The 26,702-nt window shown below is 43.2% G+C and carries 21 protein-coding genes; 20 read left to right on the top strand and 1 reads right to left on the bottom strand.

What is annotated here, in order from left to right; translation table 11 throughout:
* Window positions 1-851: 851 nt before the first annotated feature.
* From ACTNDQ_RS02640 to ACTNDQ_RS02580, 13 genes are all read left to right on the top strand, one after another.
* Window positions 852-1,952, top strand: coding sequence for a glycerol dehydrogenase (locus ACTNDQ_RS02640; RefSeq protein ID WP_288788057.1), 1,101 nt, complete (start codon window positions 852-854; stop codon window positions 1,950-1,952).
* Between the two features lie 157 nt (window positions 1,953-2,109).
* Window positions 2,110-3,045 carry a helix-turn-helix domain-containing protein gene (locus ACTNDQ_RS02635; protein ID WP_288788055.1) on the top strand — a complete coding sequence of 312 codons (936 nt, stop codon included), beginning with the start codon at window positions 2,110-2,112 and terminating at the stop codon, window positions 3,043-3,045.
* Window positions 3,046-3,132: 87 nt separating this feature from the next.
* A complete protein-coding gene (locus ACTNDQ_RS02630) occupies window positions 3,133-3,645 on the top strand; it encodes a hypothetical protein (protein WP_279198741.1) in 513 nt (170 codons plus the stop codon).
* A gap of 319 nt (window positions 3,646-3,964) precedes the next feature.
* Window positions 3,965-5,254 (top strand): ABC transporter substrate-binding protein, encoded by a 1,290-nt coding sequence (locus ACTNDQ_RS02625; RefSeq protein WP_278796261.1) that lies wholly within the window; start codon window positions 3,965-3,967, stop codon window positions 5,252-5,254.
* Between the two features lie 90 nt (window positions 5,255-5,344).
* Window positions 5,345-6,244, top strand: coding sequence for a carbohydrate ABC transporter permease (locus tag ACTNDQ_RS02620; RefSeq protein ID WP_022426329.1), 900 nt, complete (start codon window positions 5,345-5,347; stop codon window positions 6,242-6,244).
* Complete coding sequence (locus ACTNDQ_RS02615) at window positions 6,237-7,067, top strand: carbohydrate ABC transporter permease (protein WP_173723223.1); 831 nt, start codon at window positions 6,237-6,239, stop codon at window positions 7,065-7,067. The genes ACTNDQ_RS02620 and ACTNDQ_RS02615 overlap by 8 nt, the downstream gene beginning before the upstream one ends.
* Before the next feature lie 181 nt (window positions 7,068-7,248).
* Entirely contained in the window at window positions 7,249-9,273 is a 2,025-nt protein-coding gene (locus tag ACTNDQ_RS02610) for a beta-galactosidase (RefSeq protein WP_441063594.1), read from the top strand.
* 88 nt (window positions 9,274-9,361) lie between these two features.
* The gene (locus ACTNDQ_RS02605) at window positions 9,362-10,477 is read left to right on the top strand and encodes a phosphotransferase enzyme family protein (RefSeq protein WP_278796263.1); all 1,116 of its coding nucleotides are present in this window, start codon (window positions 9,362-9,364) and stop codon (window positions 10,475-10,477) included.
* 33 nt (window positions 10,478-10,510) lie between these two features.
* Window positions 10,511-12,673, top strand: a complete 2,163-nt coding sequence (gnpA, locus tag ACTNDQ_RS02600) for a 1,3-beta-galactosyl-N-acetylhexosamine phosphorylase (protein WP_441063592.1) — start codon at window positions 10,511-10,513, stop codon at window positions 12,671-12,673.
* 193 nt (window positions 12,674-12,866) lie between these two features.
* Window positions 12,867-13,703, top strand: coding sequence for a YitT family protein (locus ACTNDQ_RS02595; protein ID WP_278796265.1), 837 nt, complete (start codon window positions 12,867-12,869; stop codon window positions 13,701-13,703).
* A 157-nt stretch (window positions 13,704-13,860) separates the two neighbouring features.
* Complete coding sequence (locus ACTNDQ_RS02590) at window positions 13,861-14,721, top strand: alpha/beta hydrolase fold domain-containing protein (RefSeq protein ID WP_278796266.1); 861 nt, start codon at window positions 13,861-13,863, stop codon at window positions 14,719-14,721.
* 83 nt (window positions 14,722-14,804) lie between these two features.
* The gene (locus ACTNDQ_RS02585; RefSeq protein WP_441063589.1) at window positions 14,805-15,794 is read left to right on the top strand and encodes a guanosine polyphosphate pyrophosphohydrolase; all 990 of its coding nucleotides are present in this window, start codon (window positions 14,805-14,807) and stop codon (window positions 15,792-15,794) included.
* A gap of 11 nt (window positions 15,795-15,805) precedes the next feature.
* Window positions 15,806-17,137 (top strand): MATE family efflux transporter, encoded by a 1,332-nt coding sequence (locus tag ACTNDQ_RS02580; RefSeq protein ID WP_441063587.1) that lies wholly within the window; start codon window positions 15,806-15,808, stop codon window positions 17,135-17,137.
* Between the two features lie 129 nt (window positions 17,138-17,266).
* On the opposite strand, the gene ACTNDQ_RS02575 is transcribed toward ACTNDQ_RS02580, so the two are convergent.
* Window positions 17,267-17,758, bottom strand: a complete 492-nt coding sequence (locus ACTNDQ_RS02575; protein WP_441063585.1) for a DUF2798 domain-containing protein — start codon at window positions 17,756-17,758, stop codon at window positions 17,267-17,269.
* Between the two features lie 564 nt (window positions 17,759-18,322).
* On the opposite strand from ACTNDQ_RS02575, the gene ACTNDQ_RS02570 reads away from it, so the two are divergent.
* The 7 genes from ACTNDQ_RS02570 (at window position 18,323) to iolD (ending at window position 26,694) form a co-directional block, all read left to right on the top strand.
* Entirely contained in the window at window positions 18,323-19,099 is a 777-nt protein-coding gene (locus tag ACTNDQ_RS02570) for an ABC transporter permease (RefSeq protein ID WP_441063583.1), read from the top strand.
* A gap of 12 nt (window positions 19,100-19,111) precedes the next feature.
* On the top strand, window positions 19,112-19,849 hold the full coding sequence (locus tag ACTNDQ_RS02565; RefSeq protein WP_021651749.1) for an ABC transporter ATP-binding protein: 738 nt from the start codon (window positions 19,112-19,114) through the stop codon (window positions 19,847-19,849).
* 149 nt (window positions 19,850-19,998) lie between these two features.
* Window positions 19,999-20,742: a nickel pincer cofactor biosynthesis protein LarB gene (larB, locus tag ACTNDQ_RS02560; RefSeq protein ID WP_144092740.1), complete on the top strand. Its 744-nt coding sequence runs from the start codon at window positions 19,999-20,001 to the stop codon at window positions 20,740-20,742.
* Window positions 20,743-22,134, top strand: coding sequence for a nickel pincer cofactor biosynthesis protein LarC (gene larC, locus ACTNDQ_RS02555; protein WP_441063580.1), 1,392 nt, complete (start codon window positions 20,743-20,745; stop codon window positions 22,132-22,134).
* 138 nt (window positions 22,135-22,272) lie between these two features.
* Window positions 22,273-23,301 carry a LacI family DNA-binding transcriptional regulator gene (locus ACTNDQ_RS02550; RefSeq protein ID WP_288719769.1) on the top strand — a complete coding sequence of 343 codons (1,029 nt, stop codon included), beginning with the start codon at window positions 22,273-22,275 and terminating at the stop codon, window positions 23,299-23,301.
* Window positions 23,302-23,709: 408 nt separating this feature from the next.
* The gene (iolC, locus tag ACTNDQ_RS02545) at window positions 23,710-24,744 is read left to right on the top strand and encodes a 5-dehydro-2-deoxygluconokinase (protein WP_015524405.1); all 1,035 of its coding nucleotides are present in this window, start codon (window positions 23,710-23,712) and stop codon (window positions 24,742-24,744) included.
* Window positions 24,745-24,762: 18 nt separating this feature from the next.
* Window positions 24,763-26,694, top strand: a complete 1,932-nt coding sequence (gene iolD / locus ACTNDQ_RS02540) for a 3D-(3,5/4)-trihydroxycyclohexane-1,2-dione acylhydrolase (decyclizing) (protein ID WP_441063577.1) — start codon at window positions 24,763-24,765, stop codon at window positions 26,692-26,694.
* Window positions 26,695-26,702: the final 8 nt, after the last annotated feature.

Here is a 26,702-nt window from a genome sequence, read left to right as displayed (position 1 = left end):
GAAAAGCTGTATGAGAGGGGTATGTTACTGTCTGCTGCTTAGCAGGCAGAACTTCTCATTTTAATTTGTACTAAATCTTGACATAGGACCAATTTGTCTGGTTCTGATACTAAGTACAGATTAAAAACATTTTTAATCTGTGCTTAGTATCAGAAAAGAAATCTGGAACGATGGAGGTGTTGTTTTCGTATAAACATTGAAATTGTTTAAGACTTGTTCTTTTCTGAGTGAAGAAAGGAGGGAGTCTTTTTATTTTATAGAAACTGTTAATAGTATGGTTATGACCAGTAATGAGGAAAACAGTATTAGAGTTATTGAAAGGAGATGTTTGTTGCACATTTAATAAGGACGATATGAATGATGTTAATAAAAAATAAGGAGAACATGATATGGCAAGGCTGACAAAAGCAAACAGACAGAAAATTTTGGATCAGAATGAAGGATTTACAGTGAATACTTCGTATGATTCCAGAAAAAGCAGTTACAAGCGCCAATATACAGTAAAAGATGGAAAATTGCATATTCAGGAAGTATGCCAAATATCATAAAACACTGCACTTTGATCAAATCAATTAAGTCCCCTGAAACATACCATGTTCCTTATACAGAAGTCGTAAGCTGTAAATTCCAAAACGATGCAAATTTGGGTGGGCACTGCAATGTTTTCTGACATATGCAGGATAGTAGATTGACTGGGAGAAAAAGAAAATTGCTTAACAGCTTTTCAGATCAGGTTATGCTGCATAAATCCTCAAATACTCCTTGCAATAAAAAAATACAGCAATTATAATATAAATACAAAAGCAGGATGCGGAGGCTGACTTCTGAAAACAAAGAAAGGAAGTATAAAAATGGCGAAAATTTTAATCAGTCCGTCCAAATATTTACAGGGTGCGGGAGAAATGAAGAATCTTGGAGCTTATGCTGCAAAGAGCGGAAAAAAAGCGTTGGTTCTGATCAGTAAAGGCGGATATAAAAGAATCGGTAAAACGATCGAAGAGAGCTTTGCTGAGAGTACCTGTGAGGTGGTTTTTGATTATTTTAACGGAGAATGCTGTAACAGTGAGATTGATCGTCTGGTAAAGATCGTAAAAGATGAGCAGTGTGATCTTACCATTGGTATTGGTGGAGGAAAGATCTTTGATACAGCGAAGGCAGTTGCATACTATGCGGGAACACCGGTATTTATCTGTCCGACGATCGCATCTACAGATGCCCCTTGCAGTGCTTTGTCTGTTATTTATACAGAAGAAGGAGTTTTTGAAAAATATCTGTTTCTTCCGGCGAATCCGAATCTTGTTCTGATGGATACAGATATCATCACCAAATCGCCGGTTCGTCTTACTGTGGCTGGTATGGGAGATGCACTGGCAACATATTTTGAGGCAAGGGCATGTAAGAGAAGCGGAGCAACTTCCTGTGCAGGAGGTAAGACAACAGAGGCTGCCATGGCACTGGCTGAACTTTGTTTTAATACCTTGATGGATGAGGGCGTAAAAGCTAAGATAGCTCTGGAAGCAGGCGTATGCACACCGGCAGTTGAGAAAGTGATTGAGGCTAATACACTTCTTTCTGGAATTGGTTTTGAAAGTGCAGGACTTGCAGGTGCACATGCGATCCATAACGGATTTACTGTACTGGAAGAATGCCATCATATGTATCATGGAGAAAAAGTTGCATTCGGAACCATCACACAGCTGGTACTGGAGAATATTCCCCAGGAAGATCTGGAAGAGATCATCTTATGGTGCATTGAAGTAGGACTTCCTGTTACTCTGGCAGAGCTTGGAGCTGGGAAGGTAACTGATGAGCAGCTTATGGAAGTTGCCACAACTGCATGTGCGGAGAATGATACACTTCACAACATGCCATTTGAAGTTACACCGGAAACTGTATTTGCAGCAATCAAAGCGGCAGATGCATATGGAAGATATTACCTGGATGAGGAATAAACAGATAAAAAGTAAATAGCTGATATAAAAATTGCAATCTGCAGAAACAAGAGTTATCAAGTATTGTTATCCTGCAGGTTGCTTTTTTTTATGTATGGCTGTAATATAACAGAAAGATCAGTAAATATCGGAACAAAAAACATACGGAGGAATATTTGTGGCAAAAAAACGAAAACCCAAAATGGAGCTTCGATATTATAAGATGCCGGAGGGGAGCCCCATCCTTGCATTGCTTGGACAGAAGTGGGTTCAGAATTATGGGAACGGTATCGATTATCTCCATTTTCATAATTATCTGGAAATCGGATTCTGCTATGAAGGACAGGGATTTATGATACTTGGAGAGAATAAGGTACAGTTTCATGACCGGGAATTTACGGTGATCCCATCCAATTATCCACATACCACAAACAGTGATATCGGAACTATCAGCCGCTGGGAGTATCTTTTTATTGATGTAGAAGGATTCCTGGATAAATTTATTGATAATTCGGTAAAAAAAGAAAAAATCGTTCAGCGGATCAACTCCAGATCGCTTTTTCTGAATGAAAAAGAAAACCGATCTATGGCAGGTAAGATCCTTAAGATCCTGGATATCATGCGGGATGGAGAGGAATTTTATCTGGAAGAAGCTAAGGGAGTTTTGGCATCGCTTCTTGTGGAAATCGCAAGGATAAACCGGGATTCAGGCGAAGAACGTTGCAGCGAAGGCAGAGGAAAAGTCATGGATATGATCTCCAGGTTCCAGGAATATATTTCTGATCATTATATGGAGGATCTTCGTATTGACGAACTGGCAGAATACTGTCATATCAGTGAAACTCATTTGCGCCGGATATTTACGACTTATATGAAGATGAGCCCGCTGGAATACATCAATACGATCCGTATCCAGGCGGCCTGTGATTATCTGAAAAAAACAGATCAGCCAATTGCAGATATAGCACATAAGTGTGGTTTTACCACCAATTCCACATTTAACCGGAATTTTCGTCAGGTTACGGGAATGACACCTCTGGAGTGGAGAAAACGTCCGGAGAACTATGAACAGCAGCTTCTTAAGTTTGACATCCATTCAGAGGAAGGCTGGTAAAACAACAAAACCAGATCTGTGGATCTGTCACGACAGAATAGAAATATCAGACTGTATGCGGATCAGGCAGATAGAAAGAGGTAAGAAATGTACGATTACAGGATTGTGGAGCAGGTCTCCAGAAAAAAGAAACATATGTCAGGAGCTCTCAGAAAAGTAATGGTGATCTTTGCGGCAATTTTTGTACTGATGGGTATCACGATCTCTCAGGCATTCATGCTTCCGGGATTTCTTCTGGCGCTGCTTTACTTTGCTTATGACATATTCAGCCAGAGAGACTATGAATATACTATGGAAAACGGACAACTGACCATAGATGTGATCTATGGAAAAAAATATCGTAAAACAGCTCACGTGCTGAATCTTGAGGAGATGGAAGTGACAGCACCTCACTATCATGAAAAAGTGGCAAAATATAAAAAGAATACCGGAACGGAGAAACTGAAAAAATACGATTATACCTCTTATGAAGATGATGTGCCTTACTATACCATGATCATTCGGGAAGATGGACGTAAAATAAAACTTCTTCTGGATCTGACAGAGGAAATGCTGCATACGATGAAAACACAGTTCCCTGAAAGGGTTTATTTTGCATAATATGTAGAAATGTTTGTGAAACATGTATGAAAAACAATATGAAATTTTATGAAAAAGAAACAAAAGCCTTCTTTTTTGACGAAAAATGTTTGCATAATGTCGAAAAAAGAGGCTTTTTTTGGCATCCTGACGAATGTAAAAAGAGGAAACCCTCAAAGTGCATATTTTTTATGGAAATATAGCGGAGCAATAGTGCATAATTAATAAAATGGTTGAAAATGCATATTATATGAACGGTTCTGCAAACTACGACCGGAATGCGGGTGCTATAATCCATTCATAAGCAAACGGGAAATGCTTAATAAAGGAGGAAAAGTAAATGAAGAAAAAATTACTCGCAGTGTTAATGACAGGTATCATGGCAATGTCTTTTGCTGCAACAACTACAGCAGTATATGCAAAAGGTGATGATGATAACACACTGACCGTATGGGCATGGGATCAGAACTTCAACATCAAGGCTATGAATATTGCAGGTGAGCAGTATGCAAAGGATCACGAGGGATTCAAGGTTGATGTGGTTGAGACATCTTCCGATGACTGCCAGACCAAACTTACAACAGCAGCAAACGCTGGAGATTACAGCACACTTCCGGACATTGTTCTGATGCAGGACAACAGCTATCAGAAATATCTGAAGAGTTATCCGGATGCCTTCACAGATCTGAAGGATATGGATATCAACTGGGATGATTTCGGAAAACTGAAACAGTCCTACTCCATGGTAGATGACACACATTACGGAGTTCCGTTTGATAACGGTGCAGCAATTGCCTGCTATCGTACAGATATCCTGGAAGAAGCAGGATATACCATTGATGATCTTACAGATATCACATGGAGCAAATTCATGGAGATCGGAAAAGACGTTCACGAAAAAACAGGTAAATATCTCCTTACAAGTGAAGCAACAGGTGGCGATACTCTGATGATGATGATCCAGTCCTGTGGAGCAAACTTCGTAAATGATGACGGAGAGGCTTATATCGTTGGCAACGATGCAGCAGAAAAATGCGTAGATCTTTATGTGGATCTTGTAAAGAACAATGTTGTTAAATTAGTAAATAACTGGGATGAGTACATCTCCACGATCACAGGCGGAGAGGCTGCCGGTATCGTTAACGGTAACTGGATCACAGCTACACTGATGGGAACAGAGGATCAGAAGGGTCTGTGGCAGATCACAACAATGCCGAAGGTCGATGGCGTTGATACAGCTACAAATTATGCAAACAATGGCGGATCTTCCTGGTACATTACATCCAACTGCAAGAATGTAGAGCTTGCTGAGGACTTCCTTGCAAGCACATTTGGTTCCAGCACAGACTTCTATGATGCAATCCTTCCGGAAACAGGTGCAATTTCCTGCTACCTGCCGGCTGGTGAGTCTGAGGTTTACAATGAGCCAAGCGAGTTCTTCAATAACCAGCCGATCTTCTCAACAATTGTAGAGTATTCTTCACACATTCCGGAATTTACAAAAACTCCGTACCACTATGAGGCAAGAGAGTGCATCAACACAGCTGTTGTTAATATCGTAAACGGCGCAGATAAAGAATCTGCACTTCAGGAAGCACAGGATACACTGGCATTCAAGATGACAGAGTAAAGCTGAAATATTAATGAAATACAGAGCAGGGGACTGCATGCAGTCCCTTGTCTTATGTAAAGGTTTAGATGTTTGAAAGGAGGAGTTCCTGTGAATTCCAAAAAAAGTGGCATGTCTCTGGTAGCGAAACAAAGAGCGGCCGGCTGGATCTTTCTGGCACCGGCAACTATTATGATCGCTGTTATGAGTTTTTATCCGATGATCCGCGCATTTATCATTTCTTTACAGACAGGTGCCGGAGCAAACATGAGGTTTGCGGATCCGATCTTCAGTAACTATAAACGTATCATGATGGATAAGGTATTCCAGCAGTCCATTGTCAATACATTTCTGTATCTTATTATCCAAGTGCCGATCATGCTGGTCCTTGCGATCCTGCTTGCACAGCTTCTGAATAACAAGGATCTGAAATTTAAAGGCTTTTTCCGTACATGTGTATTTCTTCCATGTGCAACATCTCTTGTATCTTATTCTCTGATCTTCCGTTCTATGTTTGCAACAGACGGTCTGATCAACAGCATCCTGATCAAACTTGGAATTTTAACAACTGGCTATAACTTTCTGGGTAACTCCACAAGTGCAAAGATCGTGATCATCATCGCACTGATCTGGAGATGGACAGGATATAACATGGTGTTCTATCTGGCAGGTCTTCAGAATATTGAATATTCTGTATACGAGGCAGCAAAGATCGATGGTGCCAATGGCTGGAAGACCTTCTGGAAAATTACCGTACCACTTCTGAAACCGACAATTATCATGACATTTATTATGTCGATCAATGGTACACTGCAGTTGTTTGATGAGTCTGTCAACCTGACAAAAGGTGGCCCGGCGAACTCAACCATCACAATGTCCCATTATGTTTATAATACATGCTTCATCAACGTGCCAAACTTCGGATATGCGGCAGCAATGTCATTTATCATATTTATCATGGTAGCGATCCTGGCCTTTATCAATTTGAAAGTAGGTGATACACGTGACTGAGAAAAAGAATAAATCCGCAATTCAGAGAAGATTGATCCCTACATATATTTTTCTGATCATCGTATCATTTATCTCTGTATTTCCGCTGTACTGGATGATCTCTGCGGCAACCAATACATCCACAGATGTATCCAGAGGCCGTATCCTTCCGGGTACATATTTTATGCAGAACTTTAAAAACCTGACTGCACAGCAACCGCTGTGGAGAGCTCTTGGAAACTCTCTGTTTTATGCAGTTCTTACTACAGTGATCTGCCTTCTGATCTGTTCTATCGCAGGTTATGGCTTTGAGGTATATCATGACAGATGGAAAGACAGACTGTTTTCCATCCTGCTTCTTGCAATGATGGTTCCGCAGGTTGCAACGATGGTTCCTTTATTTAAGATGTTTTCAAAAGCCGGACTCTTAAATACAGCGGTAGGTTTTATCCTTCCGATCATTTCCACACCATTTATGATCATGATGTTCCGTCAGAATGCCAGAGCATTTCCTATCGATATCATTGAGGCAGCACGGATTGACGGATTAAGCGAGGTAAGGATCTTTTTCCAGATGTTTATCCCGACTATGAAATCTACTTATGCGGCGGCAGCAGTTATCACATTTATGAATGCATGGAATTCCTATCTGTGGCCGAAGGTAATCATGACAGATAATAAGGCGATGACCATGCCGATGTTGATCGCCAATCTGATCACTGGATATGTAACGGATTACGGCATGCTGATGTGCGGCGTATTATTCTGTTCCATTCCGACTATGATCGTATTCTTCGTATTACAGAAACAGTTCGCAGAGGGTATTACCGGAGCTGTAAAATAATTTTAAAACAAAAAGGATGCTGCCGAAATCTGTAGGTATATTGTATAATATGCTTTAACTGGATCACGCAGCATTCTTTTTATACCAGATCAACTGTGGATCAGTTGTCTGGTATAAATCTTCTCAGAGAAGAGGATGCTTTTGTCCGCTTGATGTGAATCAAATCATAAGGAGATAAAAAATGGCAGAGCAGATTAGATACAGCCATTATCTGCACGGTGGCGATTACAACCCTGAGCAGTGGCTGGACAGACCGGATATTCTGAAAAAAGATATTGAATATTTCAAAAAAGCCCATATCAATACCGTTTCCATGGGGATGTTTTCCTGGGCGGTGCTGGAACCAGAAGAGGGAAGATATAACTTTGACTGGCTGGAAGAGGTAATCGATAATCTGTATAAAGAAGGGATTTATACGATCCTGTCCACACCTTCCGGAGCAAGACCGAAATGGATGGCAGATAAATATGAAGAAGTTCTTCGCATGGATCCGGACAGGACAAGGAGATTTTTCGGTGGAAGGCATAATCACTGTTATACCTCTCCGGTCTACAGGGAAAAAATTTATAATATTAATAAGAAGCTTTCTGAACGTTTCGGAAAACATCCAGCAGTGCTTTTGTGGCATATTTCCAATGAATATGGCGGAGAATGCCACTGTCCTCTGTGCCGGGAAAAATTCCGGGAATGGCTGAAAGAAAAATACGGGACCATCGAAAATTTAAATTCCAGCTGGTGCACAACATTTTGGAGCCATACCTATAACAGCTTTGATCAGATCGAAAGTCCGTCGCCAAAGGGCGAAAATGCTCTTCATGCACTGACTCTGGACTGGAAGCGCTTTGTTACAGACAGAACGGTGGATTTTATGAAGCATGAGATTTCTGCGATCCGTGCAGGTGGTTCCGAGCTTCCGGCAACTGCCAATCTGATGTATGACTACGATGGACTGGACTATAAAAAATTTAAGGATGTTATGGATATTGCATCCTGGGATAATTATCCAAGCTGGCATAAAAAAGACAATTATACCACAGCGTTGGACGGAGCCATGCAGCATGATCTTATGCGAAGCATCAAGAAAGCACCGTTTCTTCTGATGGAATCCAGTCCCTCTGCGACCAACTGGAAGCCTATAAACAAGCTGAAAAAACCAGGAATACATCTGGCTGCCTCTCTGCAGGCAGTTGCTCATGGTTCAGACAGTGTTCTGTATTTCCAGCTTCGTCAGAGCCAGGGAGCCTCTGAGAAATTCCATGGTGCGTTGATCGATCACTACGGTGGGGATGATACTCGTATTTTCCGCGAAGTGACAGAGGTAGGAGAAGCGTTGGAGCAGATCCGGGAAACTGCTGGAAGCGTGACGAAGTCTCCGGTGGCTGTTCTCTATGACCGGGAAAATGACTGGGCGCTGAAAGATGCGCAGGGACCTCGAAACGAGGATATGCATTATCAGGAAAATGTACTGAAACAGTATCGTGCTCTCCGAAGAAAAGGCTATAATACAGATATCATCAATATGGAACATGATCTGTCCCGGTACCGTTTGGTAACGGCACCGATGGCCTACGTGTTTTATCATGGATATGCCGAAAAGCTTCGCGCTTTTGCAAAAAACGGTGGTACTCTGGTAATTTCCTACTGGTCCGGACTTGTAGATGAAACAGATAAATGTTATCTGGAGGGAACCCCTCACGGACTGATGGAAGCAGCTGGTATCCGTACGGAAGAGATCGATGCACTTTATGACTGGGAAGAAAACGTAGGTATCCCGGAAAGAGGAAATCATCTCAGACTTACAGAAAGCTATACCTGTAAAAATCTCTGTGAGCTTGCAAAGGTTTCCGATGCGGAAGTACTGCTGCGTTATGGAAGGGATTTCTATCAGGGGTATCCGTTACTGACTCACAAGAAATACGGAAAGGGCCATGTTTATTATGTGGCGGCAGATATGGAAGCAGCCTTTTATGAGGACTTTCTGGGAAGGGCAGCGGAGGAAGCAGGTGTGAAGATGCCGCTTACATTTATACCGGAAGGTATTTCTGTGACAACCAGAGAAAATGAGGATACGGAATATCTGTTTATCCAGAATTTCGGAGAAAAGACAGAAACAGTTTCTGTCTCGGGGGATTACGAAGTTCTCTACGGATCAACAGATGAAAATATTGCTCCGCTTGCCACCAGGATTTTAAAGCGGAAAAAATAATCACAGTAAAAAACACAGCAAAAAGTATAAAGCATATTTGTTTTCGGACGGTATGCTTTTTACTGCTGTCTGGGAAAGAGAAGGTAAAATGGCAGGTACACCAAAAGAAGAGATAAAAAGAATAGCGGATCAGTTTGCATTTACCGGAGAACTGGTTTCCTGCGGCCCCTGCGGAAGCGGGCATATCAACGAAACCTATATGCTTAGATATCGGATCGGAGAGATGGGGTCCATTAAGGTGATCCTTCAGAAGATCAATCGGGAGATCTTTCAGAAACCGGAAGAACTGATGGAGAACATTGCCGGAGTCACCGGGCATCTGAAAAAGAAAGTTCTTCAGAAGGGAGGAGATCCGGAACGGGAGGTTCTGAACCTGATTCCGACAAAGGACGGGAAGGCATTCCTGACAGATGAAAACGGAGAATGCTGGAGAGCTTATATTTTTATTACCGATGCAGTAAGCTATGATCTGGCAGAAAAACCGGAGGATTTTTATGAAAGTGCAGTTGCATTTGGAAAATTCCAGGAAATGCTGGCAGATTACCCGGCAGAGACTCTGCATGAAACGATAAAGGATTTCCATGATACAAAGAAACGTTTTCAAACTTTGAAAAATGCCATAGAGAAGGACAGTCGCCATCGTGCTGCATCCGTAAAAGAAGAAATCGCATTTGCGTTTCAGCATGAGTATCTGGCAAATGTATTCGGTGAGCTGCTGGCAAAAGGTGAGGTGCCCCTTCGGGTAACGCACAACGATACGAAGCTGAATAACGTTATGATCGACTTGGAAACAGGAAGGGGAATCTGTGTAGTGGACCTGGACACGGTTATGCCGGGACTTGCCATGAATGATTTTGGAGATTCCATTCGTTTCGGGGCCAGCACTGCATTGGAGGATGAGAAAGATTTAAGCAAAGTTTCCTGTGATATGGAGCTCTATGAAATCTATGTAAAAGGCTTTCTGGAAAGCTGTGGAGATAAGCTTAGTGCAAAAGAGATCGAGATGCTTTCCATGGGAGCTAAGGTGATGACTTATGAATGTGGCATTCGCTTTCTTACCGATTATCTGGAAGGAGATCATTATTTTAAGATCGACCGGGAAGAACACAATCTGGACCGCTGCCGCACACAGTTTAAGCTGGTGGCTGATATGGAACAGAAATGGGATACTATGCAGACGATCGTGAAAAAATATCAGAAATAAAAAAACAGGGATTTTTACAATGGAGGTAAAGTGATGAGCGAAACAAAAGGAAGAGTGACCATTCCGACAGATCTGGATGTGATCCCGGAGACACTGAAAATGCTGGATGAGTGGGGTGCAGATGCCATCCGTGACTGTGACGGAACGGAATTTCCGGCAGAGCTGAAGAAAACCGGCGCAAAGATTTATGCAACTTATTATACCACCAGAAAGGACAATGCCTGGGCAAAGGCCCATCCGGAAGAAATCCAGCAGATGTATATCATGACATCTTTTCACACGGCAGTATCGGATACTCTGGAGATCCATCTGATGGATCATCTGTATCCGGATATGCTGGCTGTGAATACAAGAGATGATATCAGAAGATGGTGGGAAGTCATTGACCGGACTACAGGGGAAGCTGTCAGCACAGAGGAATGGTCATACGATGAAAATAAAGGAAATGTTGTGATCAGACCGGCGAAAGAGTTCCATGAGTATACGGTAAGCTTTCTTGCATATATCATGTGGGATCCTGTGCATATGTACAATGCAGTTGTCAATGACTGGAAAGATGTAGAACCTCAGATCACTTTTGATGTGCGTCAGCCGGCAACACGTGCACATTCCATGGATCGCCTCCGCAGATTTCTGGATTCCCATGATTATGTGAATGTAGTACGATTTACTACATTTTTTCACCAGTTCACACTGATCTTTGATGAGATGGCACGGGAAAAATATGTAGACTGGTTCGGGTATTCCGCTTCGGTGAGCCCCTATATCCTGGAAAAGTTTGAGCAGGAAGTGGGATATAAGTTCCGTCCGGAGTTTATCATTGATCAGGGATATATGAATAACACTTATCGGATCCCATCAAAAGAGTTTAAAGATTTCCAGGCCTTCCAGAGAAGAGAAGTGGCCAGGCTTGCGAAGGAAATGGTAGACATTGTCCATGAATATGGAAAAGAGGCCATGATGTTCATGGGTGATCACTGGATCGGAATGGAGCCCTTTATGGATGAGTTTGCTTCCATCGGGCTGGATGCGGTAGTGGGAAGCGTCGGAAACGGAGCGACCCTACGTTTGTTCAGTGATATTAAACATGTAAAATATACAGAGGGAAGATTTCTGCCGTACTTTTTCCCGGACACCTTCCATGAGGGCGGAGATCCTGTAAAAGAGGCAAAAGTAAACTGGGTGACTGCAAGAAGAGCCATCCTTCGAAGTCCGATCCAGAGAATTGGATACGGCGGTTATCTGAAGCTGGCTCTGGAATTTCCGGATTTTGTACAGTATATCAAGGAAGTCTGCCAGGAATTCCGTGTGCTCTACGACAATATCCAGGGAACCACACCGTACTGCGTAAAACGTGTGGCAGTTTTAAATTGCTGGGGAAAAATGCGCTCCTGGGGCAACCATATGGTACATCATGCCATCTATTACAAGCAGAATTATTCCTATTTCGGAATTATCGAGGCATTAAGCGGTGCGCCTTTTGATGTGTCCTTTATCAGCTTTGATGATATCCGTCAGGATAAAGATCTGCTGAATGATTTTGATGTGATCATCAATGTAGGTGATGCGGATACTGCACAGTCCGGTGGTGAGAACTGGGCAGATCCGAAGATTCTTACAGCTGTGCGGAAATTTGTCTATAATGGCGGCGGATTCATTGGAGTGGGCGAGCCAGCAGCTCATCAGTGGCAGGGGAAATTCTTCCAGCTGGATGACATCCTTGGTGTAGAGGAAGAAAGAGGATTTAATCTTAATACCGATAAATACAACTGGGAAGAGCATAAAGATCATTTTATCCTGGAGGATACAGACGGAACCGTAGATTTCGGTGAGGGGAAAAAGAATATCTTCGCACTTCCGGATACGAAGATCCTTATCCAGAAAGACCAGGAAGTCCAGATGGCAGTAAAAACCTTCGGAAAAGGCAGAGGTGTTTACATCAGCGGACTTCCGTACAGCTTTTGCAACAGCCGTATCCTTTATCGTGCTGTGCTCTGGTCAGCAGCGGCAGAAAATGAGCTTTTCTGCTGGTTTTCTTCCAATTATAATGTGGAAGTACATGCTTATGTGAAAAATAAAAAGTATTGTGTGGTAAACAACACCTATGAGCCACAGGACACTACGGTTTACACAGGGGATGGAAAGAGCTTTGACCTTCATCTGGAAGCTAATGAGATCCGCTGGTATCAGATCTGAGAAAGCAGGATACAGGTTTACTGATAAAGAAAAGCTGTGAAATTGTCTGAGGGCGTTGACAGAGAAAAAAACTTATAATATAATAAATCCATTCTAAAAGTAGGAAAACAAAGCTGTTGTAATAGAGAAAATCTATTATAACAGCTTTTTGTTATTGTTGACAAACAATTTTACTTACAAAGAGGAGGACTTTATGAACAAAAAGATCAAAACCCTGTTTTCCTATCTGATGATCATTGTGGGAGCGATCCTGGCCAGTTTTTCTGTTGCCTGTATTTTGCTTCCCAATGATGCCATCGATTACGGAACTGCCGGAATCGCCATTATCATAAGCAAGCTGACAGGGTATAATCTGTCGTTATGTGTGCTGCTTGTGTTTCTGCCGTTTCTCGTAGCCGGGGTCATTCTTATCGGTAAGTATTTCTTTGCAAAAACGTTCGTGGGCTTTGTTGTCTACACAATAGGTCTTTCCTACTTTGAAAAAATCCCTTTTGAGCTGAATACAGAGCATTTTATTGCAGTAGCCTTTGGAGGTGCGATCCTTGGTGTGGGACTGTCTCTGATCCTTCGAAACGGTGGCTGTATTGACGGTTCTGAGATTTTTGCCAATATCATTGTAAAAAAGATCTACAATCATTCTGGAAAGGATTACAGTATTTCCTACATATTAATTGCATTCAATGCCTGTGTATACGGAGCGGTGTTTGTGCTTCTTGACAGAGATTCCGCACTTTTAAGTCTTCTGGTGTACATCGTGGCAACTTCCATTATCGATCATTTCACGGATCATTTTGAGGCACTGAAACAGGTGACCATCATCACAAAGGATCCCGATGCGATCATCTGTGATATTAAAGAGGAGCTGAATAAAACCTGTACCATCATCAACTCTTCAGGGGTGATTGCGGGAGAAAACAAGACTCTGATCTGCTATGTGAATTATTTTGAACTGCAGAAAGTAAAAGAGATCATTTCAAGGAATAAAGGATCTTTCAGTACCGTTTCCACCATTGACGAGATCCTGCGGTAAGGCATGTCTGTAAATGAGAATGCAGATATTTCTTTTGCAGAAAAAGAGTGCTTTTTCTCCGAAAAATAAAAGCAGAAAAAGCAGTATTGTGATAAAATAGAAGAAAAATATTTCAAAGACAAACTAAAATGATCAGAAGAAAAGAGGTAGATAGATTATGATAAAAGCAGAAAAAAAGACACTGAAGCTTTCGGCAGAGAAGCCTCAGTATATTACAGTAAATGATATTACTTACGCACAGGTGGATTCCTGGTTCGGACATTGCAGGCGGGATCTGAAACTGGATATAATCTATCCGGAAACAAAAGATGGAAAAAACTATCCCTGCATCCTCTGGATCTGTGGAGGCGCATGGCTGATGATGGATAAATCTGCACATAATCTTTATCTGAGCAGACTGGCATCCAGTGGCTTTGTAGTGGCAAGTGTGGAGTATCGTACTTCCAATCAGGGCCCGTATCCCATGCCACTGCAGGATGTAAAGGCAGCTATCCGTTACCTGAAAGCCCATGCAGACCGGTTCCGCATCAACAAAGAGCAGATAGGAGTTATGGGAGAGTCTGCCGGAGGATATCTTACCTGTATGGCTGCGCTGGACAATGATCCGGCTCTGGATGTGGGAGAGTATCTGGAAGAATCCAGTAAGGTACAGGCTGCCTGCCCATGGTATCCGCCTACGGATCTTTCCGCATTTCCATGTGAATCTGCAGAAAAATGTGCTTCTTCCGCAGAATCCCTTCTGCTTGGATTTAATTCCATGTTAAATAAAGAAAAGGCATACCAGAGCAGTCCGGTTTCCAAGGTTACGAAGGATGCACCGCCATTTCTGATCATCCATGGCAATTGCGATCAGGTCGTTCCTTATGTTCAGTCGGAAACTTTATACGGACTTCTGGAGAAAAAAGACTGTGATGTCACTTTGCTGACACTGGATGGTGCAGACCATGCAGATATCCAGTTTTTCCAGGATGAGGTGTGGAACCGGATCGCAGAGTTTTTCCATGAAAAACTGAAATAAATAAAAGACAGGAGCACAGATCATCCAGCAGTTGTTGTAAATATGTAATCCTGAAAAGACCAAAATAGAAAAGAGAAACACAAATGATAACATTAAACGATTATCTGTATTCCGGAGATACGCTTCTCCGGATACTGAAGAAATACATTCGGGATCTTAGGACAGAGGCGAAGGAAAAACATAATGAGATCGATCTGGTACACTGTAATTTTTTGATCCAGATCCAGGAGCTTCTGGAGCATAATGATTTCCTCACTGCCCAGTCTCAGAAGATCCGGGAATTTTATAAATATATGGCAGGGGAATATCCGTTTCTGGCGTTTACCTTCAAGGGAAGAATCAAATCCCTGATCCGTGCGGAGGAAAAATTTAACGGATATGTAGTAGAATTTATTTATGACTACTATAAAGAATATGGGGAATATCCTTCCGTATCCCAGATCAAGGAACGGTTAAGCTGTTTCCGCGATTTTATTGCCTACAGGATCGTTATCGCCATGCCCAGATGTCATCTGAAAAATGGTGAGAATGTCAGAGAAGAAGAGCTTCGTTATCTTTATGAGATCGCCAATATACTTCCGGGATTTCTGGAAGAAAGAGGATTTACCGCAGAGCCGGCCAGAGGAGTGAAGGAAAGTACATCGCCACTGCTCAGCAGGGAAGCAAAGCCTTACTATAGGGATTACATCTGTAATAACAGTGAGGATGATTATCAGTCCCTGCATATCACGTTTTATGATAACAGTTCCCGAAGCTATATGGAAGTACAGCTGCGGACCAAAGACATGGATGATGTTGCGGAGATTGGTTCCGCCAACCATTTAAGCTATGAGAAAAAACAGGAAAGTGAACGAAGGAGAAGGGACGCGATTCCCCAGGGGGAATGTATCTATTTTGATGAGGCTTATGAGCGGGGTATGCGACTTCTTGGACTGGATCTTGCTGCGCTGGACGTTAATATGTTTGGTGCGGTAAATAACAGCCTGATCAATGATGGCTGCGGACTGTTCCGCGGAAGGATGATCCTTCCTTATGAGCATCTTTCTCGTTTTCAGAATGATATCGTTGACTGAGGGAGGATGACATGAAAGACTTGACAAAAGGGAAGCCTTCCACATTGATCCTGTCCTTTGCGCTTCCTGTATTTCTGGGAAATCTCCTGCAGCTGACGTACAGCCTGTCAGATACCCGGATCGTGGGAAGCTTTCTTAAAGAAGATGCGCTGGCGGCAGTAGGGGCCACCAGTCCTTTAAGCGGGCTGATCATCGGTTTTCTGATGGGCCTTGCAAATGGATTTGCCATTGTCACCGCACAGAAATTCGGTGCCGGAAACCGGGAAAAAGTACGAAAATCCTTTGCGCTGTCTCTTGTAATGGGCAGCGTGATTTCTCTGATCCTGACTGTTTTGGGACTTTTGTTTCTGCATCCGATCCTGAGGTTCCTGAATGTTCCGGATCATTTGACGGGAACCGCCAGGCAGTATATCTTTATTATTATCGCAGGTATGCTGGCAACGTTTCTTTATGATACCTGCGCGGCATCTCTGCGCGCACTTGGGGATACGGTGACGCCTCTTGTGATCCTGGCAGTGTCTGTAACTTTAAATATCGCAGGAGATCTGTTTTTTATTCTGGTAGTAAAAGCAGGAGTTCAGGGAGCAGCCATTGCCACGGTACTTTCACAGACGCTGGCATTTCTTATATGCTGGTTTTACATGATCCGCAGGTATGAGATCCTACGGCTGAAAAAAGAGGATTTTTTCTGTCTCGAAAGAAATATGATGAAAAATATGCTGAGTGCCGGACTTTCTATGGGACTTGTAAGCTCTCTTGTAAATCTTGGTACACTGGCACTGCAGACTTCCATCAACCGGCTTGGAAGAGATATCATCGTGGCACATACAGCAGCCCGTAAGATCACAGAGATGTTTATGATCATGTTTGGCGTGTTCGGGCAGACTATGGCAATCTTCTGCGGCCAGAACGTAGGAGCAGGGAGGATGGACCGGGTACGCCATGGAATCGGTCTTGCAGTTCTGTATACCTGTATCTGGTCCGTGATGACAGTGATCTTCAGCTTTACCATTGGAAAACAGCTGATCTATCTGGTCACAGGAAGCCATAATGAAACGGTGATCCGCAATGCCGCCAATTATCTTAAATTTGATACGATCTTTTATTTCGTAACGGCTGTGATCAGTGTCCTCAGAAATGCTATGCAGGGCCTTGGAGAAAAGGTGATCCCTCTGGCTTCCAGTGCACTGGAGATGATCGGAAAAGTAGTGATCGCAGTGACTCTGGTGCCGCTTCTCGGATATACCGGTGTGATCGTAGCAGAACCGATAGTTTGGATCATTATGGTGATCCCACTGATCGTGAAGATTCTTAAGATGCCGGAATTAAAGAGAACAGTCTGAGAAATCCAAGGATCAGATAAGAAAGATCTGTGAAAAATATTGTATAAAAAAGCACATTGTATGGAATGAGGCACCCTCAGAAAGTATGACTTTTGGGATGATTCAACCATGACAATGTGCTTTTTTATTTTACATAGTTGTTGCAGCTTCTTTTGCGTTTTTCTTTTCAGGGAAGATATGTCTGAAAATAAAACGTACGATCGGACCTGCATAGATCAGCTGCCAGAAGAATGCCATCGGAAAGTTAAAGGCGGTTGTCTGAAGCCATACAGCTACGAACTGATTTCCTGCATCCTTAAAGAGAATGGTTGCGGCAAGACTCATTAACGGGCACATGAAAGCAACGGAAGGAACGGAGATCGCAAGGATCCTGCTGAACGGATGGCAGCTTTTGAAATCTACCATGCGCATTGCACAACCAAAAGCAAGCTTGGATACAAGGAAGAAGTCAAGGATAAATGCGATCGGTCCCATGATCGCTAGCTCATGAAAAGCGTCAAGGAACACGCGGTTTGTCATACTCCCTGCGTTCAGGGAAATGTTGTAGCAGATCATGGCGTAAACCATGAAAAATACCATGATAATGGTAAAGATAACTTCCTGAAATTTGTTTTTTGGCATAAAAAATCCTCCTTTAAAATGATCAAGTGATAAGTGATAATGTAAAACTCTAGAGCATGTGTTGTTCGTTAATCATTCAGGAGAATGTGCGTTTCCAATATATGACAGGATTTTGTCATAAACCATATTCGATTTTTGACCAAATCAAACTGCAAAGCAGTTGTTTGGCTGTAAGCAGGCATCAGAGCGACTTGTGAATATCCGCTTGGTACCGGCGGTTATAATATCATAACCAGCAAAGACTTGTCAATACGTAAAATTCGTAACATCCTGCCGTATCCCTTGACAAAATACGATCTGAACAGGAGTTGCGGACAGAGTGAAAAGACCAGACAGGAGGATAAATATCAAATAGATTATTTAGGACAATAAGCGGGAATCCTCGGCAATTCAATTACCGAGATGAAAACGCAGGAGACCTGATAGATCATAACTAACATATTTCTCAAAAAGGTGTGCTTTGGCGCACCTTTTTTTGGCGAAAATAAGGTTGCCAGATTTATAAAAATAGTATATTATGATTTACAGCCGTGTGAAAAAATAAAATTGAATATTGGAGATGCTATGAAAGAATACGTAAATACTTTTATGCGTTACAGGTTTCTTCTGGGAGAGCTTGTAAAAAAAGGAATCAAACTGAAGTACAGACGTTCCTATCTTGGTATCATCTGGTCTCTTCTTGAGCCGTTGCTTACCATGATCGTACTGACGATCGTATTCGGTACCCTGTTCGGAAACAAGGATCGGACATTTCCTGTATATATCCTGACAGGACGTCTTCTGTACACATTCTATTCCAGTGCCACAAAAGCGGCATTGAAATCAGTAAGAGCGAATTCGGCAATGATCAAGAAAGTTTATGTGCCAAAATATCTCTATCCGCTGTCAAGTGTACTTTTTAACTATGTGATCTTCCTGATCTCGCTGATCGTGCTGGTTCCGGTAGGAGCAGTACTTGGTGTGGAGCCGACACTTTATATGCTCCAGATCCCGATCGCGTTGATCCTGGTATTTCTGCTGTCTTATGGTTGTGGAATGGTCCTTGCTACGATCGGCGTTTTTTTCAGAGATATGGAATATCTGTGGTCAGTAGCGCTGATGCTGATCATGTATACCTGTGCGATCTTTTATTATCCGTCCAGACTGCTGAAAAGTGGTTTTTCATGGATCCTGAAATATAATCCGCTGTACTGTACCATCGATGTTTTTCGTTCGGGAATGTTCGGAGAGCCGATGAATCTTCATTATGCGGCATACGCACTGGTATTCAGCCTTGTGACGATTGCCATCGGAATGTTCTGTTTCAAGAAGAAACAGGATGAATTTATCCTTTATATTTAACAGGAGAAAAATATGGAAAAACCTGCAGTAGTTGTAGATAACGTAAGTATGAAGTTTAATCTCAGTAAAGAAAAGGTAGACAGCCTGAAGGATTACGTGATTAAATTCTTAAAAAAAGAAATTAAATATAATGAATTCTGGGCTCTTCAGAATGTTGATTTTGAGGTGAAAAAAGGTGACCGTGTAGGAATCCTGGGACTTAACGGAGCAGGAAAAAGTACTCTGCTCAAAGTAATTGCCGGTGTATTCAAGCCTACCGAAGGCAAGGTGGTCCGAAACGGACGTCTGGTCCCTCTTCTGGAACTGGGAGCCGGTTTTGATTCGCAGTATACAGGACGTGAGAATATTTTTCTGTATGGTGCGATGCTCGGATATTCCAAGAAGTTTCTGGAATCGAAATTTGATGAGATCGTTGAGTTTTCTGAACTGAAGGAATTTATCGATGTCCCTATTAAGAATTATTCTTCCGGTATGAAGGCAAGACTTGGATTCTCCATTGCCACACTGGTATCACCGGATATCCTGATCCTGGATGAAGTCCTTTCTGTAGGAGATGCCAAATTCCGGAAAAAGAGTGAAAAGAAAGTCTTAAGTATGTTTGATAAGGGCGTTACGGTACTGTTTGTATCCCATTCTCTGGAACAGGTACAGCGCTTGTGCAATAAAGCAATGATACTTGAAAAAGGAAAACTGATCGCATATGGAGATATTGATGAGATCTCGGCCAAATATACGGAGATGATCAGATAAAGAACAGAAGGCGGCCCAGGCAGTCGCATAAATAAAAAGAACTAGACAGTGAACGGTTTGAATAGCAGATAGCCAGACGATTTGCGGAAATGATGCAAATGTCTGGCTATTGTGTTATTATATTACGAAGAAAACAGGGAGGCAAAAAGATGACTTTACAGCAGATCCTTGAAGAGGTAAAAAAAGGCCAGCTCTCTGTGGAGCATGCAGAGGACCTTCTGAAAAAAGAGGGATATGAAGAAATGGATTATGCGAAGCTGGATACTACCCGAAAAGCGAGGACCGGTTTTGCGGAGGTAGTTTACTGTGCGAGAAAAGCAGACGAACATCTTTTGAATATCTATCAGAAGCTTTATGAGGAAGATGGAGAAGTCTTTGGAACAAGGGCGTCAGAACATCAGTATGAACTGGTAAAAAAGGTTCTTCCTGATGTGGTTTATGATCCGGTTTCCGGAATTTTGAAGATTGAAAAAGAGAAGGAGCATATCGGAAAGGTGGCAGTGTGTACAGCCGGAACAGCAGATATTTCTGTTGCGGAGGAAGCTGCCCAGACAGCAGAGTATTTCGGCACACATGTGGAGAGGATCTATGATGTGGGAGTCAGTGGTATGCACAGACTCTTTTCCAGGCTGGATACCATCCAGGAGGCTAACTGTGTGGTTGCGGTAGCAGGAATGGAGGGTGCGCTGGCAAGTGTTATGGGTGGTCTTGTGAAACGTCCGGTGATCGCGGTACCTACTTCTGTGGGATATGGCGCCAGCTTTCATGGATTGTCAGCGCTTCTGACAATGATCAATTCCTGTGCCAACGGAATTGCAGTAGTAAATATTGACAACGGATTTGGGGCAGGATATCTGGCAACCCAGATCAATCGGCTTGCGGAGGGAAAATAAATGAGAAACAAATTATATCTGGAGTGTACCTCCGGGATCAGCGGGGATATGACAGTTGCGGCTCTTCTGGATCTGGGTGCAGATCAGAAAAAACTGGTGAGAACTCTTAAAAGTCTGCCGGTAAAAGGTTTCGACATAAAGATCAGCCGTGTGATGAAATCAGGGATCGATGCCTGTGATTTTGATGTACTACTGGATCATGATCATGAGAATCATGATCATGATATGAAATATCTGTATGGGCATGATGGAGATTCTCACAGCCAGGATCATGAGGAACATCATTATCAACATAGTCATGAAGCCCTGGAAGCCCATGAGCATCCCCATTCTCATGAACATCATGTACAGGAAACCCATGGAAACAGTCATACATATACAGAAACGATGCATTCCCGCCACGGACACCATCACCATGAACATCGTGGCCTTAACGAGATCATGGAGATCATCGACCATGCGGATATGACAGACCGTGCGAAATCCTATGGAAAAAGGATTTTTAAGATTCTTGCCGAGGCAGAAGCAAAAGCCCATAATGTACCGGTGGATCAGGTCCATTTCCATGAAGTGGGTGCAGTGGATTCCATTGTGGATATTCTTTCTGTTGCAATCTGTATGGATGATCTGGATGTGGAGGAAGTGATCGTTCCAAGACTTTGTGAGGGTAGCGGAACGATTCGCTGTCAGCACGGAATCCTTCCGGTGCCGGTACCGGCGGTAAGTAATATTGTAAGTGCTCATCAGCTGAAGCTGCATATCACATCGGTGCAGGGTGAACTGATAACGCCTACAGGAGCAGCCATTGTGGCGGCATTCCTTACATCAGAAAAACTGCCTGAAGATTTTACGGTGGAGAAGATCGGTATCGGAGCAGGCAAGCGCCAGTATGAGTGCCCGGGAATTCTCCGTGCCATGCTGATCCGGGAATCCGGGGAGGAGGCTTCAGGCAATGATGCTTGTACGGGAACAGACACCATTATAAAGCTGGAATCCAACATTGATGACTGTACAGGAGAAACGCTTGGCTATGTTATGGAGCTTCTGTATGAGGCAGGAGCCAGAGAGGCCAATTACATGCCTGTATTTATGAAGAAAAACCGTCCGGCATGGCTGCTTACCGTTCTATGTAAAAAAGAACAGGTTTCAGCGATGGAGCAGATCATTTTCAGAGAAACGACAACCATTGGGATCCGTCGCCAGGAGATGGGGAGAACCATTTTGAAAAGAGAGAAAAGAACGGTTACAACCCCGCTGGGAAATGTAGAAGTGAAGGTCTGCACTTTTGACGGACAGGAATATTATTATCCGGAATACGAAAGCGTAAAAAAACTTTGTGAAAAAACAGGGATTTCTTATAAAGAAGCATATCATATGGCTGTGCGGGGATAAGATCGGGTTGGTTGCCTTGTATAATGCACTTACATATTGACACCTTTTCGAAAAAACTATATAAATGTATATAGAAAGATTATTGCCGGACGGAACAGTTGGCAACGACACAGTAAGGCAGAGGCAGGAGAAGGATTTATGGCGGTAACAATACAGCAGATTGCAGAACAGGCAGGGGTTTCCAGGGGAACCGTGGACAGAGCATTGAACCACAGAGGACGGATCAATCCGGAGGTGGCAGAGAGAATCTGCCGTCTGGCGGACGAGATGGGATATGTACAGAAAGAACGGAAACATTCCAGAATAGCTAAAGATGAAAGACTGAAGATCGGAGTGGTGACACAGCTTGCCAGATCTTCTTTTATGCAGGAAGTAAACCGTGGTATTGAGAAGGCAGCCGTGGAACTGAAAGAAAAAGGGATCCAGCTGATTCTGAAAGAGGGGCTTTCCGTTGATGAAGAGGAACAGCTGCAGGCTATTAAGGAACTGGAACAGGAGGGAATCCGGGGACTTGCGGTCATGCCGGTAGACAGTGAGGCTGTCCGGGAGAAACTGAACGCTTTGATCGAAGAGAAGAATATCCCAGTAGTAACCTTTAACTCTGATATTGTAGGAACGAGAAGAACCTGTTTTGTGGGAATGGATAACCGCAAGAGCGGACGTACTGCGGCCGGACTCCTTGGAATGCTGACAAGAGGAATCGGAAAGATCCTGATCATCACCGGATATTTCAGCAATCATGTTGATAATCAGCGAGTGGATGGTTTTGTGGAGGAAGCCAAGCGGGCTTTTCCTCATCTGGAGATCGCAGGTGTTCACGGAAGCTTTGATGAAGCAGCTGAGGTGGAGCACATTATAGAAAATGCCATGATGAGTACTTCAGGGATCAGCGGGATCCTGGTGGTATCCGGAGGCCAGGCAGGAGTGGGTAAGGCATTTGAAAAGCTGAGACTTGACCGCAGGCCCTACGTTGTGATCTACGATCAGACTCCGAAGAATGAACGGGCACTGAAGAATGATCATGTGGATTTTCTGATCGACCAGAATGGATATGTCCAGGGGTATGAACCGCCAAGGATCCTGGCGGATATCCTGACAAAAGGACAGGAGCCGGAGAGAGAATATCTCTTTACAGATATCAAGATCAAAACAAAATATAACCTTTGAACAGGTATTGTGCAAAGTATCATATAAAATAGTCTGCAGGATGAAAACTGCAGGCTTTTTTATATTACAGGAAATCTGTAAGATACTACGATATGAAATATAGATTCCAAGAAAACAACTGTCTGGATACATTTGATTGCGTGCTAATAGCGTGCTAAAAATATCAACACGCAAATGCACATGTAGATAATAGCTACTTTGAACAAAACAAAACTACAAAAATTGTATAGAATAACTGAAAAAAAGAAAAATAAAAAGAAGTACTTGCCCAAATTGTAAAACAGTGCTATATTAACATCATAAGAAACACGCGAGAAAGCACGCTAAATAAAAGAAAAAGCACGCAAATCAAAAAAGCACACAAAAAAGAAGTAAAAAATAAACCATCAAACAAACGGAGGTAAGATCATGAAGTATATCGAATTTGATGAATCCAGACCAATGGACCTGGTGCTCCTTGGAAGAGTTGCCATTGATTTTAATCCTGCTTACAACGATCAGGTGAAGGAGGAGTTCAAACCCCTGAAGAAGGTACATATGTTTGAGAAATTTGTAGGAGGATCTCCTGCAAACATCGCTGTAGGTGTTACCAAGCATGGCCTGAAAGCAGGATTTATCGGAAAGGTTTCTGATGATCAGTTCGGTGAGTATGTTGTAGATTATTTTGATGAGAGAGGAATCGATACCTCACAGATCACAAAATGTACAAACGGAGAGAAGCTGGGACTTACCTTTACCGAGATGCTTTCTCCAAAGGAAAGCAGCATCCTCATGTATCGTAACCGTATCGCAGATCTACAGCTTCATGTAGACGACATCCACGAGGATTATATCAAAAATGCAAAAGCGATCCTCATTTCCGGAACTGCTCTCGCAGAGAGCCCTTCCAGAGAAGCAGCGATCAAAGCGGTTATGCTTGCTAAGAAAGTAAACACAAAGATCATTTTTGATATTGATTACAGAGAGTACAACTGGAAGAATGCAGATGAGATTTCCATCTACTATTCCATCGTAGCTAAGGAAGCTGACATCATCATGGGCTCCAGAGAAGAGTTTGACCTTACAGAGAAACTGATCAAAGAAGGCATGACTGATGAGGAGAGTGCAGCTTACTGGCAGGCAAAAAATGCAAAGATCGTTGTCATCAAACACGGTATGAAGGGTTCCACAGCCTACACAGTTGACGGACAGAAGTTCAGCATCAAGCCATTCCCGGTTGAGGCAAGAAAAGGCTTCGGCGGCGGCGACGGATACGGCTCCGGATTCCTGTATGGACTGTATCAGGGCTGGGAGATCATTGACTGCCTGGAGTTCGGTTCTGCTGAGGCATCCATGATGGTTAAAAGCAACAACTGCTCCGATTCCCTTCCGGGACCGGATGAAGTTCACGCATTCATTAAAGATGAAAAAGAAAAATTCGGCGAAATGATCGCAAGAGTATAAAGAAAAGGAGTGGAAAAAATGGCAAACACAGTAAGAATGACAACTGCACAGGCAATTGTAAAATTTCTGGATAATCAGTATGTTTCCATGGACGGAGTGGAGACAAAATTCGTAGAAGGATTTTTCACGATCTTCGGACACGGTATTGCTGTAGGACTTGGTGAGGCACTGGATACAAATCCGGGACAGCTGAAGGTTCTTCAGGGAAGAAATGAGCAGGGTATGTGTCACGTTGCTACCGCTTTTGCAAAACAGAGCAACCGCAAAAAAATCATTGCATGCGCTTCCTCCATCGGACCTGGAGCTGCAAACATGGTAACAGCATGTGCAACAGCAACTGTAAATAATATTCCGCTTCTTGTATTCCCGGCAGATACTTTTGCATCTCGCCAGCCTGACCCGGTTCTCCAGCAGCTGGAGCAGAGCAGCAGCCTTGCCGTCAGTACGAACGATGCATTCAAGCCAGTATGCAAATACTGGGATAGGATCACAAGACCGGAGATGGTCATGACCGCTCTGATCAATGCAATGAGAGTTCTTACAGATCCGGCTGAAACAGGTGCATGCTGCATCGCACTTTGCCAGGATGTTGAGGGTGAGTCCTTTGACTTCCCGGAGTACTTCTTCAAGAAGAGAGTGCACAGGATCACAAGACCGGTTGCAGTAGAGGAAGAGCTTGAGGATGTGGCAGAGGTCATCGCAGGAGCGAAGAAACCGCTTATCGTTGTTGGTGGTGGTGTCCGTTACTCAGAAGCCGGAGAAGCTGTTGAGAAATTCTGCGAGGAATTCAAGATCCCATTCGGCGAGACACAGGCCGGAAAGAGTGCCTGCCAGTCCGGCAATCCGTACTGTCTTGGCGGTATCGGTGTAACAGGAACCTACGCTTCCAACATCATCGGTAAAGACGCAGACGTGGTAATTTCTATCGGTTCCAGAATGTCTGACTTTACAACAAGCTCCAAGCATCTGTTCCAGAATGAGGATGTTCAGTTTGTAAGTATCAACAACTGCAGATTCCACGCATACAAGATGGATGCAGTAAAAGCAGTGGGTGATGCAAAAGCTACCGTAGAAGCACTAGCAGAAAAGCTTCGTGCAAGAGGATATAAATCTGCATACACAGATGAGATCGAGAAAGCAAAAGCTGCATGGGATAAAGAGATGGAGCGCCTTGGAAGCATTGAGTACACAGGAGATGATTTTGAGCCGCTGATCAAGGCAAGAGATCCTCGTACGATCTCGGAATATGTAAAGCTTACAAACGGAAAGATCACACAGACAGCAGCACTTGCAGCGATCAACAGAACTATCGACAAAGATGCAACCATCATCACAGCAGGCGGTTCCCTTCCAAGCTGTATGCAGCGTATGTGGAGAACAGACAAACGTGGCGGATATCATGCAGAGTACGGATATTCCTGTATGGGATATGAGGTTGCCGCTACCCTCGGTGTGAAATTTGCTGAGCCGGATAATGAAGTATACTGCGTAGTTGGAGATTCCAGCTTCCAGATGCTCCACAGTGAGATCATGACTATCATGCAGGAGAGACAGAAAGTCAATATCATGGTATTCGATAACTGCGGATTTGGCTGCATCAACAACCTTGAGATGAACCACGGAATCGGAAGCCTTGCAACAGAGTTCCGTTATACAGACGGCAAGAAACCGACCGGAGATCTGATCCCTGTAGATTATGCAAAGATCGGCGAAGGCTATGGCCTGAAGACCTATACCTGCCGCACAATTCAGGAGCTGGTAGATGCTCTGGAAGATGCCAAAAAGCAGGAGATCGCATGCCTCTTTGATCTGAAGGTTATCCCGAAGACTATGACAGACGGATATGAGTCATGGTGGGATGTAGGAATCGCAACAACATCTGAGAAAGAAAGCGTAAGAAAGGCCTGCGAAGGAGTTATGAAAGGCCGTGAAGAGGCAAGACTGTACTAATCTGGGAG

Origin of the sequence: Blautia massiliensis (ex Liu et al. 2021), assembly GCF_052064225.1 — a bacterium.
Classification (GTDB): domain Bacteria; phylum Bacillota; class Clostridia; order Lachnospirales; family Lachnospiraceae; genus Blautia_A; species Blautia_A fusiformis.
This window is presented reverse-complemented; position numbering and strand designations above follow the sequence as displayed.

Bases quoted from the DNA above. Each gene is read 5' to 3' on its own strand.
- ACTNDQ_RS02640 (WP_288788057.1), top strand. From the start codon at position 852: ATGGCGAAAATTTTAATCAGTCCGTCCAAATATTTACAGGGTGCGGGA.
- ACTNDQ_RS02630 (WP_279198741.1), top strand. From the start codon at position 3,133: ATGTACGATTACAGGATTGTGGAGCAGGTCTCCAGAAAAAAGAAACAT.
- ACTNDQ_RS02625 (WP_278796261.1), top strand. From the start codon at position 3,965: ATGAAGAAAAAATTACTCGCAGTGTTAATGACAGGTATCATGGCAATG.
- ACTNDQ_RS02610 (WP_441063594.1), top strand. From the start codon at position 7,249: ATGGCAGAGCAGATTAGATACAGCCATTATCTGCACGGTGGCGATTAC.
- ACTNDQ_RS02605 (WP_278796263.1), top strand. From the start codon at position 9,362: ATGGCAGGTACACCAAAAGAAGAGATAAAAAGAATAGCGGATCAGTTT.
- gnpA (WP_441063592.1), top strand. From the start codon at position 10,511: ATGAGCGAAACAAAAGGAAGAGTGACCATTCCGACAGATCTGGATGTG.
- ACTNDQ_RS02595 (WP_278796265.1), top strand. From the start codon at position 12,867: ATGAACAAAAAGATCAAAACCCTGTTTTCCTATCTGATGATCATTGTG.
- ACTNDQ_RS02590 (WP_278796266.1), top strand. From the start codon at position 13,861: ATGATAAAAGCAGAAAAAAAGACACTGAAGCTTTCGGCAGAGAAGCCT.
- ACTNDQ_RS02585 (WP_441063589.1), top strand. From the start codon at position 14,805: ATGATAACATTAAACGATTATCTGTATTCCGGAGATACGCTTCTCCGG.
- ACTNDQ_RS02580 (WP_441063587.1), top strand. From the start codon at position 15,806: ATGAAAGACTTGACAAAAGGGAAGCCTTCCACATTGATCCTGTCCTTT.
- ACTNDQ_RS02575 (WP_441063585.1), bottom strand. From the start codon at position 17,758: ATGCCAAAAAACAAATTTCAGGAAGTTATCTTTACCATTATCATGGTA.
- ACTNDQ_RS02570 (WP_441063583.1), top strand. From the start codon at position 18,323: ATGAAAGAATACGTAAATACTTTTATGCGTTACAGGTTTCTTCTGGGA.
- ACTNDQ_RS02565 (WP_021651749.1), top strand. From the start codon at position 19,112: ATGGAAAAACCTGCAGTAGTTGTAGATAACGTAAGTATGAAGTTTAAT.
- larB (WP_144092740.1), top strand. From the start codon at position 19,999: ATGACTTTACAGCAGATCCTTGAAGAGGTAAAAAAAGGCCAGCTCTCT.
- larC (WP_441063580.1), top strand. From the start codon at position 20,743: ATGAGAAACAAATTATATCTGGAGTGTACCTCCGGGATCAGCGGGGAT.
- ACTNDQ_RS02550 (WP_288719769.1), top strand. From the start codon at position 22,273: ATGGCGGTAACAATACAGCAGATTGCAGAACAGGCAGGGGTTTCCAGG.
- iolC (WP_015524405.1), top strand. From the start codon at position 23,710: ATGAAGTATATCGAATTTGATGAATCCAGACCAATGGACCTGGTGCTC.
- iolD (WP_441063577.1), top strand. From the start codon at position 24,763: ATGGCAAACACAGTAAGAATGACAACTGCACAGGCAATTGTAAAATTT.